Here is a 16,550-nt window from a genome sequence, read left to right as displayed (position 1 = left end):
TTTACCACTAAACGGAAAAGAATTGGTGAATAAATCCTGTCTGTCCATGAAAATGAATCGAATAGATCATGACAATAAACCTAATCAAAAAAGACAGCCAGATTGATATTCCCCCTTCTAAGTAGACAGTGGAAAAAGCCAACTATTAGAACGTTAACTTGGACTTAAGGATTATACCTAACAATATGAAGGGTATGTTCTTCCCCTCCGACTACACAGATAAGCAATCAGGATTAAATATATTAGCCCACTTAATGCGTTTATTAAATGGGTGCCAAAAGAGTAAAATGGGGAACTAAAGAACGCCAAGCGTATAGGGATTGGTACAATAAAAAATATGGAAAAAACTTGGGCAAAATTTGATGTTCATCATCAACTACCTAGGGAGTATGGCGGAGGTAATCAGACAAGTAATTTAATTCCAATCGATGTGAATTTTCATAGGAAGAAGTAAATCCATGGTGGGCTTCTTATTCTGAAACCAGTTTATAATACTCCTGGATATTCGGACTCACTTCCCAATATTTCGTCCCGTTAGAAGACACTAACATATCAAACCATATCTCAAAATTAGAATCTAAGTTAACCGCATCTTCTATAGCATCAATTGAATCTAGATATAACATATAACCTAATCCGTTTCTTGATTTGTTTGTGTCTATGACATATCTTCCGTCAAAATGATATCCAATTAGGACGTATCCCTCGGGGAAATCTTGAACTTCGTTATATTCAATGATTCCTTCTATGTTAAGTATTTCAACACCATCAAACATTTTCATCCCATTGTGTTGCAACAAAAACTCTTTATAATCATTAGGGAAAGTAACACCTAACTTCTTTTCTAAGTCGCTAATTGCTTGAGGACTTGCTGGATCTTCAAAATAAAAAGCAGCATCTTCCATGACATACCCCCCATGATGGAACATAGGGAATGTACCATATTTAGAAACTGCTTTCTTGATACCATTTAGAGTCATGTGTACTAACTTTCCTTCTTCCATAAAAGCTCCTCCTTTGTAAGGATCTCACTAAAGTTCACTACACAGAAACATACAACAGCGAAATTTTAAATGGACACCATCTTTTTATTAAGACATTGGTAACTACCAACTGATCATTAAGGTTTCATTTGATTTTTCAACTCTCCCCATTCACCTGGACATGACGATTTTTTGCCAGACCGAAAATAAGCTGCTTCTTTTCGCTGCATGGCAATTCGTTTCTAATCGAAAAACAGGCTTTTCATGTAAATGTCTGGGGATCACATGAAAATGAACGTGCTTTATATCTTGCTGAGCGTGCTCTCCATTATCAGAAAGGATCGTGTAATCTTCACAAATTCCTGACTGAATTAAAATTTGAGGAATTTTGATTAAGGCGTTCATGAATGCGCTTGCCAGGATGGGATCGTCCAATTCATCCAGCCTTTCAATATGTTGATTGGGAATAATCAGTGTATGACCATTTGTGATAGGATTAAGATCGAGAAATGATGTGATATGTTCATTTTTATACACTTCATAGCAATGAACGTTCTGTTTCGCGATATCGCAAAATATACATGTGCACATGTTCCGCTTCACACCTACAAGTTTGATTTAGTTATCATTATACACTTTAAATGGAATGTTCGAATATTAAAAATAATGATAGTTTACATAAAATTATTATCGTCAACTATTTGGGTGCAAAATAAAAAAGCCATTTTAAATAAAATGACTTAGGTGCTGCAATTGCCGTATGCAAGTAAGAAAGTTTTAAACCACACTCCTCAAAGTGGGTGTCTGCAGAAACTTTCCTGCCGTCCTTTCTCAGAAGGCTTGACATTCCAGGTTCGATATAAAACTCCCTATTACAGCTTAAAGGTTAAAACTTAATTATCATTACGTACAATGCAGCGTATTTAGATTATAGTATAGATAAAACAAAAAAGCAACCATTGATTGCCGAAGGTCAATAATAAGCCGAATATTGACAAAATTCTGTTAGTTGGTGATGATCGCACAACCCTTTCTTACAAGGTGATCATAGATTATGTAGTGAGGTGATGTTTAGTGGTTAAAATTTTCATCGATCCGGGCCATGGCGGTACAGACCCAGGTGCAACCGGCAACGGCTTGCAGGAAAAGAATATCACATTGCAAATCGCCTTGGCTCTCAGAAACCTGTTGCTTGATGAATATCAAAATGTTTCTGTGCAGCTGAGTAGGACAAGCGACCAGACTGTCAGTCTGACGCAAAGGACGAACGCCGCAAACAGCTGGGGTGCTGATTTTTACCTGTCAATCCACATTAACGCCGGAGGCGGTACAGGCTATGAAGACTATATTTATCCTGGTGTCGGCGCTCCTACCACCACCTACCAGAATATTATGCATGAAGAGATTTTAAAAGCGGTCGATTTTAATGACCGCGGCAAGAAAACGGCCGATTTCCATGTTTTGCGCGAGTCGAATATGCCGGCGCTGCTCACGGAAAATGGTTTTGTGGATAATGCAAACGACGCCAATAAACTGAAATCACCAACTTTTATCCAATCCATCGTCAGAGGCCATGCCAATGGACTGGCGAGGGCATTCAGTCTGTCGAAAAAAACGACAGCTCTCTATAAAGTTCAAATCGGCGCCTTCGAGAAGAAGGCAAACGCCGATGATCTTGCGGCGAGGGCGAAAGCCAAAGGATTTGACGCCATCGTCATTTACAGAGACAGCCTTTATAAGGTGCAAATCGGGGCATTTTCCTCTAAAGCGAATGCTGAAGCACTGGCCCAGGAGGCAAAAAACGCCGGATTTGATGCTTTTGTTTATCAAGAATAGAAAAAAGCCTGCGGTCTTCACAGATCGCAGGTTTTTCATGCTTTGACAGCTTCGCTTTCGACCGCCGTTTTTTTGTTCGATACATAGCTGTTTAACATCATCCCTACGACGACCAGGACCATGCCGGCCCAGGATACGGCTCCGGGCAGCGGGCTTGAAAGGAAGACAATTTCTCCTGCTGCCGCAAACAAAACTTCAAATGATTGCGTCGCTTCGACAGCGGCCAGTTTCTGCATATTCCCTTTGACAATATCAGTTGCGGCAAAGAACAAAATCGTTGCGCATATTCCGGAAAACACAGCGACCAAAGCGGATTGGACAAGCTGACCGGCGCTTGGCGGACCTGCTTGCCAAAAGCCGAATAGAGAAAGGAACAGCCAAAACGGAAGACTTGCCAGCGTCATTCCGAGTACGCGCTGATATGCGTCAAGACGACCGCCGCAAAGCTCCATCATTTTCCTGTTTCCGAGCGGATAGGCAAAAGAAGCTAAGATGACCGGAGCAACACATAAGACCATCTCCTTTAATGAAAGCTGTGCCGCATGTTCCGCCTGCATCAGCACAACCCCCGCCAAAATCAAAAGCGACATCATCAACCCCTTATAAGGGATTTGCCCCCTGATTTGCACAAGCCCTGCTTTTGTTTGGACAGTCTCATAAAAAAACGGCGCCAATAGCGAGCCTGAGATGATGGTGACCTGCCATGTTCCCGCAATCAGCCAGCCCGGTCCGAAAGCGGCGGCAAAACACAGCGGCGCATAAAAAAAGCCGAACCCGACGATGCTCCATTTCATCCAGCCGAGCGGCGCTTTTTTGATTTCCTGAAAGACCTGTGCCGCATTTCCTCTCATACAAACGATGGCAAAGAGGAGCGGCGCCATGAATAGAAACCGGAGAGAAGCGCTCCAGATCCAGCTTCCCCCGCCGAGCTCCATCGCTCTGTTGAGGACAAATGTGAAAGCGAAAAAGAAAGCGGCGCAAATGCCAAGTATAATCGGCCTCAAACCCATCACTCCTTTTCTTGATGTCCGGCCAATCGATTTCCAAGACTCAGCCAGTTCTCCTCGGCAAGCCTCGCCGCCGTTTCAGCATTTCTCTTTTGAGCGGCTTCGATGACCTTTCGATGCTGTTCAACTGATTTCATGCTGCTGACTGAAGAAAACTGGGACATTTCCAGCCGGAAAATCTTGGCGGTGATTCTGTCCAGTGCACGGATAATTTCCGGATTTTTGGCCGTGTTTAAAAATACGCGGTGAAATGCTTCATCTGCTTCAATGGCGGCGATGATGTCCTCTTTTTCAATCGCATGCTGGAGACGATTGTTATGCTCCTCCAGCTCTTTTATATCCTCCTCTGTTAAGGAAGGGATTGAAAGCCGGACGGCCAAAGCGTGCAATGCAGCCGTTACGGGAAAGGCATGCTCTGCCTCTTCACGGTTCAGCGGGGCTACACGTGTTGCCGATCCTGGTACCGCTTCGACAAGCCCTTCATCCTCCAGTCGTTTGAGTGCCTCTCTGACAGGGGTGCGGCTGATGCCGAATTGCTCAGCAAGCTCCTGATCATGAAGGCGCTCTCCAGGCTTCAACTGTAAATGGACGATTTCGCGTTTAAGCGCTTGGTAGACTTCTTCACGGAATGAAATCCGCTTAATCGGTTTAATGTTATTGTTCATCATAAAACCAATATATCGCATTTTGGTTTTATGTTCAATATAAAAAGAGGTTCGGCTGTAAAGCCGAACCTCTTATGCTTATACTAAAATATCAACAACAAACTGCGACCATGATTCCAGCCTGTCATAGACGCTTTTCTCTTTCAGATCTGACGCTTTCATCCAGCGGCCGGCAATCTGATCCTGTTCTTTCACTTCAACATGTGCGCCCTTTTTTAGCTCAAGCGCGGAGAGGATACCGATATGGACTTTGCCAACGCTGTTTTCATCATCGTTAATCAGTCCGAGCGTCACCATTTTTTCTTTATCTGCTTCCTGGATCAAAAGCTCTTCGTCAAGCTCCCGATCTGTATTCAGCTTCAAAATATCAGAAAAGCCAAGGCCGCTAGTTAAGTTCATATGTCCGCCGAAGCCGAGCGACAGCTTATTGTGAAGCCGCGCTTCCCCGCCGCCTTCAAGCCGTTCATAAACGAAGATTTCATCATCCCTTTTCATGACAACATAAGGGATCGGCTGTTTAAAGGCAGGGTTTTCCTCGGCGTCCCCCCTTCTCATCTCACTGAAATGACGTTCGATGTGCGCCATGATCTGTTCGATCGTTTTCCGATCACTATTTACACCTTGAAAGGTCAGCGTTTCCTTTGCAAATACTTCTTCCCGCGGCGCCACGAGAATCATTTCATCCATTTTCCCCATCGATCAAGTTCCTCCTCAAGATAAAAGAGCAGATCGATTCTGCTCTTGTTTTGCCATGCTATTTGTTTTTCAGCCGTTAGGCCGGCGGTGCGGACAGATGTTTCTTCCGCACCGTCCGTCTTAGTTTTCGTCAAAATAAAAGTCGTCGTCTTTCAGCGGTTCAACGGTTGCTTTTTTGTAGCCGTTCCCTTTCATGGAGAAGAAGTCGTGCGATTTCGTTTTCGTATTCAAGCCGTTCAAGACGATCGGGTTGATCTCTTCTTCTTCGAAATAGGCCTCAAAGCCAAGGTTCATCAGCGCCTTGTTTGCATTGTAGCGAATGAACTTTTTGACATCGTGTGACAGGCCGACCTGATCATACAAGTCTTCTGTATATTCAAGCTCGTTTTCATAAAGCTCTTTCAATAGATCGATCGCAAAGGCATATAGCTCTTCTTTCTTCTCCGGTGTCTGCTGATTGTAAATCTCCTGGGCGAGCAGACCGACATAAACGCCGTGAATCGCTTCATCCCGGAGGATCAGGTTGATGATTTCACCGCTCTGCATGAGCTTGCCTTGTCCGTAAAAATAAAGGGGATAGTAGAAGCCGCTGTAAAACAGGAAGCTTTCCAGATAGACCGACGCGACCATCGCCTTAAACAGCGATATTTTGTCGCCCCCGCGGATTTCTTCATAGATCCCGACAATCGTTCGCGCTTTCTTTTGCAGGTATTTATTTTGTTTCACCCATTCAAAGACTTCGTTGATCGTCTCTGTCGGGGCAAGGGTCATGAAAATGTTGGAATAGGACTTGGCGTGAACCGCGTTCTCCATCATCGCCATGAAGTTGAGCACCGCTTTGCGCTGGTGGCCTTCAACATGCTCTGCGACAAGAGGCATTCCGGTGTTGCCCTGCTCCGTATCGAGAAGGGTCAGCCCTGCGAGCACTTTCATGTATGTGTCCTGTTCGTTTTTGCCCAAGTACTTCCATGTGAGAAGATCGCCGTTTAAGGCGATTTCTTCCGGAAGCCAAAACTGCTTTACATTTTGGTTGTAAAACATCTGGGTAAAATCATCTTCATGCTTTGACCAGTTTGCTGCATCATATATTTTCGTCACTTTCGCATACTCTCCTTTAATCAAACGACACAAGAAAGGCAGCCTTCTTGCCCTGTATCCTTCGTTCTTGCATAGTAAAGTGTTTTGATTCCTTTATGATGGGCATAGAGGTCGATCCGGTTCAGATCGCGTGTCGTCATTGTATCTTTCAGGAACAATGTAAAGCTTATGCCTTGGTCAACGTGCTGCTGGATCGTTGCGATCATATCCACGACTCTAAACATGTCCATATCATACGCCTCTTTATAGAAGAACCAGTTGCTTGGCGCAAGGCCCGGCATCGGATAGTATGTTTTGGAATTGCCGTATGTTCTTTCTTCAATCCGCTCCATAATCGGCATCACGGATGCTGTGCTTGACTGCACATATGAAATAGATCCCGTCGGTGCGATGCACAATCTGTAGCTGTGGTACAGCCCGTGCTCTTTGACGTATTCTTTCAGCTGTTTCCAATCTTCTTTCGTCGGAATGTGCATGCCTTCAAATAGCTTGGCAATCTTCTCAAATTTAGGCGAGAAGTCTTGTGTGATGTACTTTTCAAAGTACTCTCCTGTCGCGTATGAAGAGCCTTCATACTGATAGAACGTCTCCCCTTTTTGCTCGGCGATCTCTGCGGACCGTTGTATGGAGTAGAAGTTCATCATCATAAAGAACGTATTGGCGAAGTCTCTCGCTTCTTCGCTTTCATAGGCGATACCGTTTTGCGCCAAATATCCGTGCAGGTTCATCGCTCCGAGGCCGATCGATTTCATCGCTTTGTTTGCCTTTCTGACAGCCGGCGCGTTTGTGATGTTTGTTGTTTCCGATACGTGCGTCAGCGAGTCGGTCGCAAGCTTCACCGTCTGCTCAAGCGATTTGTTTTTCATGACATTCAGGATGTTCAAAGAACCCAGGTTGCAGGAGATATCCAGACCGATTTCATCTTCCTCGCCGTAATCCGTATAGGATGATACTTGGGATGCCTGAAGGACCTCTGAGCAAAGGTTGGAAAATTTAACCTTAGACACATGGTTATTGGCATGCGCCTTATTGACGTTGTCCTGGAACATGATGTACGGATAACCGGATTCAGACCTTAACATCGCCAGCTTCTCAAGCATTTTGCGCGGGTTGATTTTTTCCTTTTTGACCCTCGGGTCTTCAACGAGGCGGTCGTACATTTCATTCATGTCCATTTCGTCCATATGCTCGCCGTATGCTTTATAAATGGTGTGCGGATAGAATACATATGCCGCTTTATCTTCCCTGGCAAGCTCGACGAATTTATCGGGAATCACCACCCCGATGGACAGTGTTTTCACCCTGACATCCTCATCGGCTGAGATTTTCTTTGTATCAAGAAAATCGTTGATATCGCGGTGGAAAATGTTTAAGTACGCCGCTCCGGAGCCTTGTCTCTGACCCATTTGGTCAGCGTAGCGGAACGCGTTGTCGAGAAGCTTCATTACGCCGACGACGCCTTTTGTCGCATTTTCAACGTCTTTGATCGCTTCGCCTTTCGCACGGAGCTTCGAAAGGTTTAGCGACACGCCTCCCCCCAGCTTTGAAAGCTGCATGGAAATATCAACGGCTCTGGAGATGTCGTTTAAGGAATCATTGACTTCCAAGAGGAAGCAGCTGACCAGCTCGCCGCGGCGTTTCCGTCCGGCATTGAGGAATGTCGGCGTGCTCGGCTGGTATTCCTGGTTGATCATCATTCTGACAAATTCCTTCGCCTTCTCCTTATCACCGTTTGCAAAAAATAAAGCAACGATGGAGATCCGGTCTTCGTAGCGCTCAAGAATTTTTTTCTTGTCATTCGTTTTCAGCGCATAGTCGTTGTAAAACTTAAAAGCGCTCATAAAGGACGGGAATCTGAATTTTTTTGCGTAAGCCTCTTTGAATACTTCTTTGATTTCTTCAAATGTGTACTGGCTTAAGAACTCTTCTTCATAGTAGTCGTTCTCTATTAAGTAATCGATTTTTTCTTTCAGATCATGGAAAAATACCGTATTTTGGTTGATGTAGTCGACAAAATAACTATGTACAGCTTCTTTATCTTTATCAAACTGGAATTTCCCGTCTTTTTGAATCATGATCTCATTGTTTAACTGGATCCATTTTGGCACTTGATTTTGTGACAACTCTTTCTACCTCCCGAGTAAACAGTTCAACGTCTTTGGCCGTCCCGCTGAGCTCGAATTTGCAGAGAATCGGAACTTGATACTGTTTCGATATTTTTTCTGCGCTTCTTGCAAAATTATCTCCCCAAACTCTGTTTCCGCTTGCCGCCACACCCAATAAAAGGTGGGCGTTCTTCTCAAGAAACATCTCGGTTGTTTTCGGAACTTCCCCAAACCCTGTCGTGTACGTGATTAAAATAAACGGTTCGTCTAGATATTCCGCTGCAGCGACCTTCCGCTTATGATGAAAAGGCGTTTTTTCCACAAAGCGCTGAACGTTTCCCGTTTTTGAATCAAATACGATCTGAATCATCATTATCACGACCTATTAAAATTGTTTCAGAGTCTCTCAACTCGTCCTTACACAATATATAGTATACCATCATTCGAAAAAACACAATATATTGATACGCGAGTTGAAAAAGTTCACAATTCGCTTCAGCTCTGGGAGGCCTAAAGGCCAAAGAAATATGAGTAGAATGAGAGCCGTCGCTCACCCTACTCATGAAACCGAAATCTATCATAACACGAAAAAAATTGAGTTAGAAGACTAGACTTTTTCACTTATTTTTTGTAAGCGTCGCAACACTTGTTCTCACATACCTCTTTAATATCGGCTTCAATGCCGAGTTCCTTAAGGACGGATTGAACGGCGGTGAGGATCGAAGCTTCCCTGATAAGCTCTTTGCCATTTACGAGAATGCTTGTGCCGTATTCATAGCATGAATCATCTTCACATGTTTCTTCCCAGTGATTGATGACTATTTTAGGTTTCATTGTCAACTCATTCCTTTGCATTTGAAACTGATTTGGTTAAACAATACTTAGTTTAGCGATTGGACGCCGCTTTGTAAATTTGAAAGCACCGAGATTTTATTTTTGTTATGACCGAAACATCAAAAAGACCATGCCGGGCATGGTCTAAAGCGTGTCGACAAATCCCCCCGCATCGCTGTCAGACCTGCAAAGGTGTCGAGTCACGCTGAAAGATGACAAAGTCCTGAAGGAGTAAACCGTGTCAGGACTTTGTCAACAATCTCGGTCTAGTGTGGCCGAATCTCGCTATTCGAGTTCAAGCTGAACGTTTTTTTGCGGGGCGAATGTGGAAATGGCGTGTTTGTATATAAGCTGCTGCTTTCCTTCCGATTCAATCAATACGGTGAAGTTGTCAAATCCTTTTACTTGACCGCGCAGCTGAAATCCGTTGAGCAAAAAGACCGTGACAAATGTATTTTCTTTCCGAATCTGATTCAAAAACTGATCTTGAATATTTATCGATTTCATATTTCTGGTCCTCCTTGTTTCTCTATATCATATTGTTTCGATTAAAGTTCGAGCTTTCCTGCTATGCAACTGAAAATTTCCTGTTTTTTCTGCTCGATTTTGACAGGTGGCGTCATATCAAACCAGGAAACGTCCATTTTGTTCCTGAACCATGTCAGCTGCCGTTTGGCATAGCGCCTCGAGTTGCGTTTCAGCGTCTCGACCGCCTCCTCCAGCGATACCCTGCCTTCAAGATAGGCGTAAAGCTCTTTGTATCCGATCGCCTGAACAGACTGACAATCTCTCACGTTTTCACGGTAAAGCTGCTTTACCTCTTCCAAAAGCCCTTCATCCATCATCTGGTCGACACGCTTGTTGATTCTGTCATACAGCACCTCTCGATCCATCGTCAAACCGATGAGAGCGGTGTTGTACATCAGCTCTTTTTGCTGTCGCTCCATATGTTCAGACATGGTTTTTCCCGTCGTATGTAAAATTTCGAGCGCTCTGATGACCCTGCGCATGTTGTTCGGATGAATGGCCCTGGCCGCTTCGGAATCGCGTTCTTCGAGAAGGCTGTGGACATATCCGGCTCCCTTCTCCATATAGAGCGCCTCCATCTCCGTCCGAAACCCGGGGTCGCCCGCCTCTTCGGTAAATGAGTAGTCATACAGGACGGACTGGATATAAAGCCCGGTTCCTCCGACGATCATCGGCAGCTTCCCGCGCCTTTCGATTTCCGCCATTTTCTTTCTTACAATCTCTTGATATTCGGCGACGGAAAAGGATTCCGTCGGCTCTTTTATATCAAGAAGATGGTGCGGGATCCCGTTCATTTCCCAAGGTTTAATCTTCGCTGTGCCGATATCCATTCGTTTATAGATCTGCATCGAATCGCCGCTTATAATCTCGGCGTTTAGACTTTCAGCCAGCATGATGCTTAATTGTGTTTTTCCGACAGCGGTCGGTCCGATCAGAACGACGACCGGCGGCTTCTTTTTATTCAATCATGATCACTCTCTTTAAACAAGCTCCATCCATTATACCATTTTGCGTTCGAAAACACCCATTTCATTTTACCCGTTTTCTCGAAGTGGTAAACATTTCCTTATTCACCAGCCGAGCGGCTCATTTCCAACGATTTCTCTGGTGGCCCCTTTAAATGAATGTCTGTGCCTTCTCCTGACGCTGTCGCTTACGTAAACAACACCTCCGAATCGAATCGGCGGAGCGGCTGAGTAAGCCAAATAAGTGGTGTCTTCGATTTCATGGTAGTGCGTCCCGTCCGCCCGCGGAATCGCAGGTCCGGTAATGCCGTAGTATCTGTGGTAATGCTCGTTTTCAAATGATGTAATTCCTGAATAAAAATGAACGTGCCCATCTGTATTACTCCCGTTTGCAGGCTGTGAAAACCCTTCAATTAAATGGTAGTGGCCATTGGCTCTGGAAGTTCGCGCCATGTACGCATGGGCATGAGCTGGGGACTTTGCCCAATCTGACTGATACAGCGGCATCTATAGCTCACTCCTTTTTTGGCCGACTGCCCAGGCAAAAACGGCTGGGCAGAATACATTGATGTTAGTCAGGTTTCATTTTATTATAGGAGGGGTTTTTTTATGAATCATTTCGGCCACAATCCGGCGTTTTATGACGGAGATCAGCGAATCATCGGCAGACCTTTTTTTGGCAGACCTTTTTTCGGCGGGCCTTTCGGTCGCCCGTTTTTCGGACCGGGACCGTTTTTTGGAGGATTCTTGGGCGGCCTGACAGCTGGAGCGCTTCTCAGTCCGCTGGCATACCCTTATCCACCGTATCCTTACTATCCTTATTACTATTGACAAATAAAGGCTCTTTTTCGGGGCCTTTATACATAAATTTTTTCTTGACTTAAAACTTTAGGATCAATTATGATGGATTTTACCAACCGGTTCGTAAGCGGGGGTTTTTTTTATGTCTAAAAAGATGAAATCTTTGAAGCGGCCGCTATAACACCTGATGCTTCATTCGGTCGAGAGAAGAAGCGAACTCCTGGCCATTTCCTCGGAGGTACCAGGCACTGTGCCAGGGAGCTTACGTAAAACCGTTTCTTTACGCTTGACGATATAAAAATGAACAATACGATTCAGCTGTGTACAAGCGTTCTTGCTGCAACAGCTTATAATGAAGGGCTTCTTTCAACCATGGCTGGCGTTTTATGCGGAGTTCAAACCAAGAGCTCTTTAGAGGATCTGTCCAATCCGGCTCTGGCTCACATGATCAGGCTGGTTTGCGATTGGCACCCGGTTTTCGGAAATGGCTGATGAAGGGAAAGCCCTCCTTTTGAATCATGCAATGAAAAGGATAAAGGGGGATTTTATATGATGGCAGGCTACATTTTCCTTCTGATTGCAATCCTGTCGGAAGCAGCCGCAGCAGCCATGCTGAAAGTATCCGACGGTTTTGCGCGCTGGCAGCCCGGGATTCTCGTTGTAATAGGCTACGGCCTCGCTTTTTACATGATGTCTTTGACATTGAAATTCATTCCGCTCAGCCTCTCATATGCGACATGGAGCGGAGCGGGCACTGTCTTAACAGCCGTCATCGGTGTCATGTGGTTCCAGGAAAGGTTGAATCGCCGGGCGATCGCCGGCATCATCTGCCTTGTATCAGGCGTTGTTCTGATCAATCTGTCATAAGGAGGAGATTTCCGTGAAAGGCATTTTATTTTTGGCGGCAGCCATACTTTCAGAAGTATTCGGAAGCACGATGCTGAAGTTATCGGAAGGTTTCAGCGCCCCCGGACCCACAGCCGGAGTCGTGATCGGCTTTGCGGCTTCTTTTACGTTCCTGAGCTTTTCTTTAAAAACGCTGTCCCTGTCCGCCGCCTATGCGACATGGGCAGGAACAGGGACAGCCTTGACTGCGGCCATCGGATATTTTATGTTCAATGAACCGTTCAGCATCAAAACGATGTTCGGCCTGATCCTCATTATCGGCGGCGTCGTTTTGCTCAATTCAAAGCATGCGGAAACAGCTGACAGCGAGCGGCAGATCACAATCGAACCATCTTCAGGCCAAACATGACCGCTCGGCCTGGTTAAGGTGTCTTTCCAACGATAATCTCAGGCTCAAGTTCGATCGCAACATTTCCTTGGACGGCCCGGGAAATCATACATGAGGTCTCCGCTTTTTCAGCAAGTCTTCGGGCAAGCGTCACCTCTTTTTCGGAAGCGCCTTTTTGTAGGCGGATCAGCGGCCTGTGAATGATTTTTTCATATGTAAACACACCGTTTGTGACATCGACTACGGCTTCAGACTCCATTGTCAGCTCCTCTTTTTCGAGGCCGCTCCTTTCCATCATTGCCGCAAGTGTAATGATATAGCATGTTGCAGCTGCACCGAGCAGCATCTCATCCGGATTTGTTCCGGCACCGGGACCGTCCATTTCATTCGGTATGGAAATGTCGGTTTTTAGATTTCCGCTTTCAATCCTTCCGACATCGTTTCTTTTTCCCGGCCAGTCGGCCTGTAAATAAAAATGATGTTTTGCCATTTAAAAGCAGCCTCCTTCTTTCATCTTATATTTAGTCTACCGTTGTTTGATCGTCTTTGTCCTTTTATTTGCTTGTATGTGTCGTGACAATGGCCTAACACACAGGACACGAGCGGAGCATACGATACAGCGAATATTACCGAGAAAGGACGAAATCAATGGAAAACAAAGAAAATATGCATGTGATGGGAACCGTCCAACAGCCGCAACCGAACGTTCACTTTCCGCAGTACCCGCAGTCTGAGGCCCTCGCACACCAGATCAAATGCCCGTTATTTCCTCATCTAAAACCGGTCACATTATGCACGGTCGCTCCCTTTGTTCATTACGGGCTGCAAGAAGCGCAAGCGACTTCATATCACCATGCCATGGAAGAAGTGGCGGCGATGGCCTATTTAATGGGCATGGGGATGGATCCTCATACAGCTTACTGTACAGTCGAATCGTGGGAAATCAATGAAAAGTTTTATTGAAACAAATTCAAGACTGAACGGTCAAAAAAAGCGCTAAATGACCGTTCAGCCCGGCTTTTACAGTCTTCTGTTAAGCGTGCTTCCACAAGCTGGCATATCAGGCGGCAATCAATACGGCATTGTCACCCCAAAGTTCAATCCATTGCTTCATATCCTTTTTCAGCACTAAGCTAAACATTCGTTCATGAAATCAGGAGTGCTGCGAGTCATTGATCTCACCTCATCATTTTTCGACTGATCAATCTAAATTGGTTAGAACGGAGCAAAGTGATCGTCTCCATTTACCAAAAAATGGCTAATGATCACTCCAGCACGGACAGGCTGACATCGATCATATCCTGCAAAATGGCGAAATCCGATGTCAATTTGGCTTAAAAGTCAGCGACAGCCGCGTTTGCGTTAAAAAACGGGCAGTTGACCGGAGATCCCGCTCATTCTTCAGCTCCCCCTCTGCCACAACCTTGACGAGCGCTTTGTAAAAAGCGATTCAAGCTCCCTTGTCTGCTTATGAAAATAATCGGCAATATCCGGATCATGAGGGATATGTTCAATCGCACTGTTGATGATGCAGCACGCTTTTGAACGGTCACAATCTTTCAAAGCATCTAAGCTGTGCTTGCTTAACCGAACCAGGGCTTTCAAGGCGGACGATGACTTTGGCGTTTTTGTCTTCAAGTGCCGAAAGCAGTGTACAAACTTTGCCGAGCAATTCCTGTAGCTTTGAGCAGATCCTGAAGGGATGCTCCTTCATAGCCGTATTGCCCGAATACCTTCATCGCTTTATGGAGGACAAGGGCTGCATCAAATTCTTTGTACCTCCCCAATCACTCATCATCTCCTTTAATAGAAGGAATAAATTTTTTTAGCCTAGTCGTGCAATTTTGGAAATCGGCTCATGATCCTTCCGGGCAAGTCATAGACATAAGCATTAGGATCACACTGTCAAAGCCAGAAGAGCAAAGGAAGTGTAACAGTTGTTTATTTATACGGTTCAGCCTGGAGATTCTTTATTTGTCATCGGGACCAACTTCGGTATTGCGGTCGATCAAATCCGATTAGCAAACGGGCTGGCGGAGACAAATCTCGTTCCCGGACAGGCTCTCCTGATTCCGCTGTTTACATACACCGTTCAGCCCGGAGACAGCTTTTACTCGATCGCCCGCCAGGCATTTGTATCCTCGGAAAGCCTGCAAAGAGCAAACCGGTCGGTTACACCCGGAAATATGAGACCCGGCATGAAATTAACGATTCCCGACATACCGAAAAAGCCGATTACAGGTTTAGGCTATTACACATTAAGAAATCCACAATTAGACCGGGAGCTGATCAACAATTTTGCACCCTATACAACATATTTGGCGTTTTTTGAATACCATTTTTCAAGCGATGGATCATTAAGCGACCTCAACGATCCGCCGGCCGTTCAAACCGCATGGAGGCGCCGCGTTCCTCCTCTCATGACCGTCACCAATTTAACGGAAACGGGATTTAGCCCGTCATTGGCTCATCAAGTATTAAATCAGCCCGAGGCCAGAAACAATCTCATTGAAAATATTTTCGCGACGATTTCGAGAAAAGGCTATGCCGGCGTCAATATTGACTTTGAACAAATTATGGAAGAAGACCGAGATTTATTTTCGGGTTTTCTGCGCCGATTAAAAAATCGCCTGCAGCCGGCCGGCTATGTCCTGACGGTCGCTGTTCCGCCAAAAACAAACGAGAATATCGCCTGGTTAAAAGGCTATGATTACGGAGGTATCGGTTCGGCCAGCGATCTCATGTTTATCATGGCATATGACTGGCACCACGGGGCGAGCGAGCCGGGACCTGTAGCCCCGATTGACGAAGTGCGGCAAACGATCCAGTTTGCCCTCACCAAGGTTCCGAAACAAAAAATCATTCTCGGTTTTCCGCTTTACGGTTATAATTGGACGCTTCCTTACCAGCCCGGAACCGTTTCCCCGGGAATCGCCAATCAAGATGCCGTTCAGCTTGCCATGAAACATCAGGCTCCGATCCAATACGACAAACGATATGAATCCCCATTTTTTGAATATACCGATGAACAAGGTAAAAAGCATATCGTCTGGTTTGAAGACGCCCGAAGCATCGGTAAAAAAATGCAGCTGATGCGCGAATTCGATCTTGACGGCGGAGGTGTATGGCAGTTAACCCTCAGCTTTCCGCAAGGCCCGTGGCTGCTGACAAAATTCTTTCGCGTCAGAAGGGTGTAACCCTCGATTAATTGTTAAAAATTGGATCGGATAAACTTTCAAGAAAACATGATAATAATTGACGATAACTAAACCTGAAAGGGATGTTGAATGTTGAATAATGGGATTCATGAAACATTGGAGCTCCATGAGCTTCTGATGTTTAAAAATCTTTGTCTGACGAAATCTTCGACCATGACCGGACTGGTGAAGGATCAGGAGCTTCGGGATATCCTTGAACGGGATGCATCACAAACAAAGCATCAGATTGAACATTTGCAGGGACTCTTGTCGATGAGAGGTGAATCTCTATGAATGAATTCATCCAAAATATGACGGGAATGGGCGCTATGACTGAGCAGGTCATCGCCACCGATTTTTTGATTACAGCGAAAACAGGTGTTAAAAACATTGCAACAGCCATTACGGAAACCTCTTCCCCTGACGTTCGGGAAACACTGAAGCAATATTTAAACGATGCCATTGAAACACATGAGCAAATCACCAATTACATGATTTCCAAAGGCTATTACAATCCAAGCAATTTACCTAAACAGATTCAAATTGACACACAAGCCGCAGAAGTGGCCAAAGACCTTCCTCAAATGTAGAGATATGAAAA

The 16,550-nt window shown here is 45.2% G+C and carries 22 protein-coding genes, 1 other RNA gene and 1 pseudogene; 9 read left to right on the top strand and 15 right to left on the bottom strand.

All coding sequences use genetic code 11. The features are described from left to right. Positions 1 to 470: 470 nt before the first annotated feature. From M654_RS11875 to ssrS, 3 genes are all read right to left on the bottom strand, one after another. Positions 471 to 905, bottom strand: coding sequence for an SMI1/KNR4 family protein (locus M654_RS11875; protein WP_142246154.1), 435 nt, complete (start codon positions 903 to 905; stop codon positions 471 to 473). Positions 906 to 1,154: 249 nt separating this feature from the next. After that, positions 1,155 to 1,574 carry an HIT domain-containing protein gene (locus M654_RS11870; RefSeq protein WP_026587113.1) on the bottom strand — a complete coding sequence of 140 codons (420 nt, stop codon included), beginning with the start codon at positions 1,572 to 1,574 and terminating at the stop codon, positions 1,155 to 1,157. A gap of 149 nt (positions 1,575 to 1,723) precedes the next feature. Next, positions 1,724 to 1,907, bottom strand: a non-coding RNA gene (gene ssrS / locus M654_RS11865) — 6S RNA. Positions 1,908 to 2,057: 150 nt separating this feature from the next. Here ssrS and M654_RS11860 point away from each other — a divergent pair. Beyond that, positions 2,058 to 2,819, top strand: a complete 762-nt coding sequence (locus M654_RS11860) for an N-acetylmuramoyl-L-alanine amidase (RefSeq protein ID WP_026587112.1) — start codon at positions 2,058 to 2,060, stop codon at positions 2,817 to 2,819. Positions 2,820 to 2,854: 35 nt separating this feature from the next. Here M654_RS11860 and M654_RS11855 read toward each other — a convergent pair whose 3' ends face one another. The 10 genes from M654_RS11855 to M654_RS11810 form a co-directional block, all read right to left on the bottom strand. Next, entirely contained in the window at positions 2,855 to 3,823 is a 969-nt protein-coding gene (locus tag M654_RS11855) for a DMT family transporter (protein WP_026587111.1), read from the bottom strand. 5 nt (positions 3,824 to 3,828) lie between these two features. Further along, positions 3,829 to 4,494 (bottom strand): GntR family transcriptional regulator, encoded by a 666-nt coding sequence (locus M654_RS11850; RefSeq protein WP_035428082.1) that lies wholly within the window; start codon positions 4,492 to 4,494, stop codon positions 3,829 to 3,831. A 75-nt stretch (positions 4,495 to 4,569) separates the two neighbouring features. Then, positions 4,570 to 5,187: a hypothetical protein gene (locus M654_RS11845; protein ID WP_026587109.1), complete on the bottom strand. Its 618-nt coding sequence runs from the start codon at positions 5,185 to 5,187 to the stop codon at positions 4,570 to 4,572. 120 nt (positions 5,188 to 5,307) lie between these two features. After that, positions 5,308 to 6,285 carry a class 1b ribonucleoside-diphosphate reductase subunit beta gene (nrdF, locus tag M654_RS11840; protein WP_026587108.1) on the bottom strand — a complete coding sequence of 326 codons (978 nt, stop codon included), beginning with the start codon at positions 6,283 to 6,285 and terminating at the stop codon, positions 5,308 to 5,310. 20 nt (positions 6,286 to 6,305) lie between these two features. Continuing rightward, positions 6,306 to 8,408 carry a class 1b ribonucleoside-diphosphate reductase subunit alpha gene (gene nrdE / locus M654_RS11835; protein WP_026587107.1) on the bottom strand — a complete coding sequence of 701 codons (2,103 nt, stop codon included), beginning with the start codon at positions 8,406 to 8,408 and terminating at the stop codon, positions 6,306 to 6,308. Further along, positions 8,365 to 8,760, bottom strand: a complete 396-nt coding sequence (gene nrdI, locus M654_RS11830; protein ID WP_026587106.1) for a class Ib ribonucleoside-diphosphate reductase assembly flavoprotein NrdI — start codon at positions 8,758 to 8,760, stop codon at positions 8,365 to 8,367. The genes nrdE and nrdI overlap by 44 nt, the downstream gene beginning before the upstream one ends. Positions 8,761 to 9,011: 251 nt before the next feature. After that, entirely contained in the window at positions 9,012 to 9,224 is a 213-nt protein-coding gene (locus M654_RS11825) for a hypothetical protein (protein ID WP_026587105.1), read from the bottom strand. 285 nt (positions 9,225 to 9,509) lie between these two features. After that, entirely contained in the window at positions 9,510 to 9,731 is a 222-nt protein-coding gene (gene hfq / locus M654_RS11820) for an RNA chaperone Hfq (RefSeq protein WP_003182047.1), read from the bottom strand. Between the two features lie 41 nt (positions 9,732 to 9,772). Then, entirely contained in the window at positions 9,773 to 10,717 is a 945-nt protein-coding gene (miaA, locus tag M654_RS11815; protein ID WP_026587104.1) for a tRNA (adenosine(37)-N6)-dimethylallyltransferase MiaA, read from the bottom strand. A 105-nt stretch (positions 10,718 to 10,822) separates the two neighbouring features. Next, positions 10,823 to 11,224: a YmaF family protein gene (locus M654_RS11810; protein WP_026587103.1), complete on the bottom strand. Its 402-nt coding sequence runs from the start codon at positions 11,222 to 11,224 to the stop codon at positions 10,823 to 10,825. Between the two features lie 102 nt (positions 11,225 to 11,326). Here M654_RS11810 and M654_RS11805 point away from each other — a divergent pair, with 102 nt between their 5' ends. From M654_RS11805 to erbB, 4 genes are all read left to right on the top strand, one after another. Continuing rightward, positions 11,327 to 11,548: a hypothetical protein gene (locus M654_RS11805; protein WP_026587102.1), complete on the top strand. Its 222-nt coding sequence runs from the start codon at positions 11,327 to 11,329 to the stop codon at positions 11,546 to 11,548. Positions 11,549 to 11,818: 270 nt separating this feature from the next. Beyond that, entirely contained in the window at positions 11,819 to 12,010 is a 192-nt protein-coding gene (locus tag M654_RS11800; protein WP_026587101.1) for a hypothetical protein, read from the top strand. A gap of 57 nt (positions 12,011 to 12,067) precedes the next feature. Then, positions 12,068 to 12,385, top strand: a complete 318-nt coding sequence (erbA, locus tag M654_RS11795; RefSeq protein ID WP_026587100.1) for an SMR family multidrug efflux transporter EbrA — start codon at positions 12,068 to 12,070, stop codon at positions 12,383 to 12,385. 13 nt (positions 12,386 to 12,398) lie between these two features. Next, entirely contained in the window at positions 12,399 to 12,773 is a 375-nt protein-coding gene (erbB, locus tag M654_RS11790; RefSeq protein ID WP_026587099.1) for an SMR family multidrug efflux transporter EbrB, read from the top strand. 13 nt (positions 12,774 to 12,786) lie between these two features. Here the strand turns inward: erbB and M654_RS11785 are convergent, their stop codons facing one another. Next, entirely contained in the window at positions 12,787 to 13,242 is a 456-nt protein-coding gene (locus M654_RS11785; RefSeq protein WP_026587098.1) for an OsmC family protein, read from the bottom strand. A 158-nt stretch (positions 13,243 to 13,400) separates the two neighbouring features. Here M654_RS11785 and M654_RS11780 point away from each other — a divergent pair, with 158 nt between their 5' ends. After that, positions 13,401 to 13,715 (top strand): hypothetical protein, encoded by a 315-nt coding sequence (locus M654_RS11780; protein WP_026587097.1) that lies wholly within the window; start codon positions 13,401 to 13,403, stop codon positions 13,713 to 13,715. A gap of 302 nt (positions 13,716 to 14,017) precedes the next feature. Here M654_RS11780 and M654_RS11775 read toward each other — a convergent pair. After that, positions 14,018 to 14,539: pseudogene (locus M654_RS11775) on the bottom strand (TetR/AcrR family transcriptional regulator). Positions 14,540 to 14,689: 150 nt separating this feature from the next. Here M654_RS11775 and M654_RS11770 point away from each other — a divergent pair. From M654_RS11770 to M654_RS11760, 3 genes are all read left to right on the top strand, one after another. Next, positions 14,690 to 15,949: a glycosyl hydrolase family 18 protein gene (locus tag M654_RS11770; protein WP_026587096.1), complete on the top strand. Its 1,260-nt coding sequence runs from the start codon at positions 14,690 to 14,692 to the stop codon at positions 15,947 to 15,949. Between the two features lie 93 nt (positions 15,950 to 16,042). Further along, a complete protein-coding gene (locus M654_RS11765) occupies positions 16,043 to 16,243 on the top strand; it encodes a hypothetical protein (RefSeq protein WP_026587095.1) in 201 nt (66 codons plus the stop codon). After that, positions 16,240 to 16,539 carry a spore coat protein gene (locus tag M654_RS11760; RefSeq protein ID WP_026587094.1) on the top strand — a complete coding sequence of 100 codons (300 nt, stop codon included), beginning with the start codon at positions 16,240 to 16,242 and terminating at the stop codon, positions 16,537 to 16,539. The genes M654_RS11765 and M654_RS11760 overlap by 4 nt, the downstream gene beginning before the upstream one ends. Positions 16,540 to 16,550: the final 11 nt, after the last annotated feature.

The organism is Bacillus sp. NSP9.1 (genome assembly GCF_000465465.2).
Taxonomy (GTDB): Bacteria; Bacillota; Bacilli; order Bacillales; family Bacillaceae; genus Bacillus; species Bacillus sonorensis_A.
This window is presented reverse-complemented; position numbering and strand designations above follow the sequence as displayed.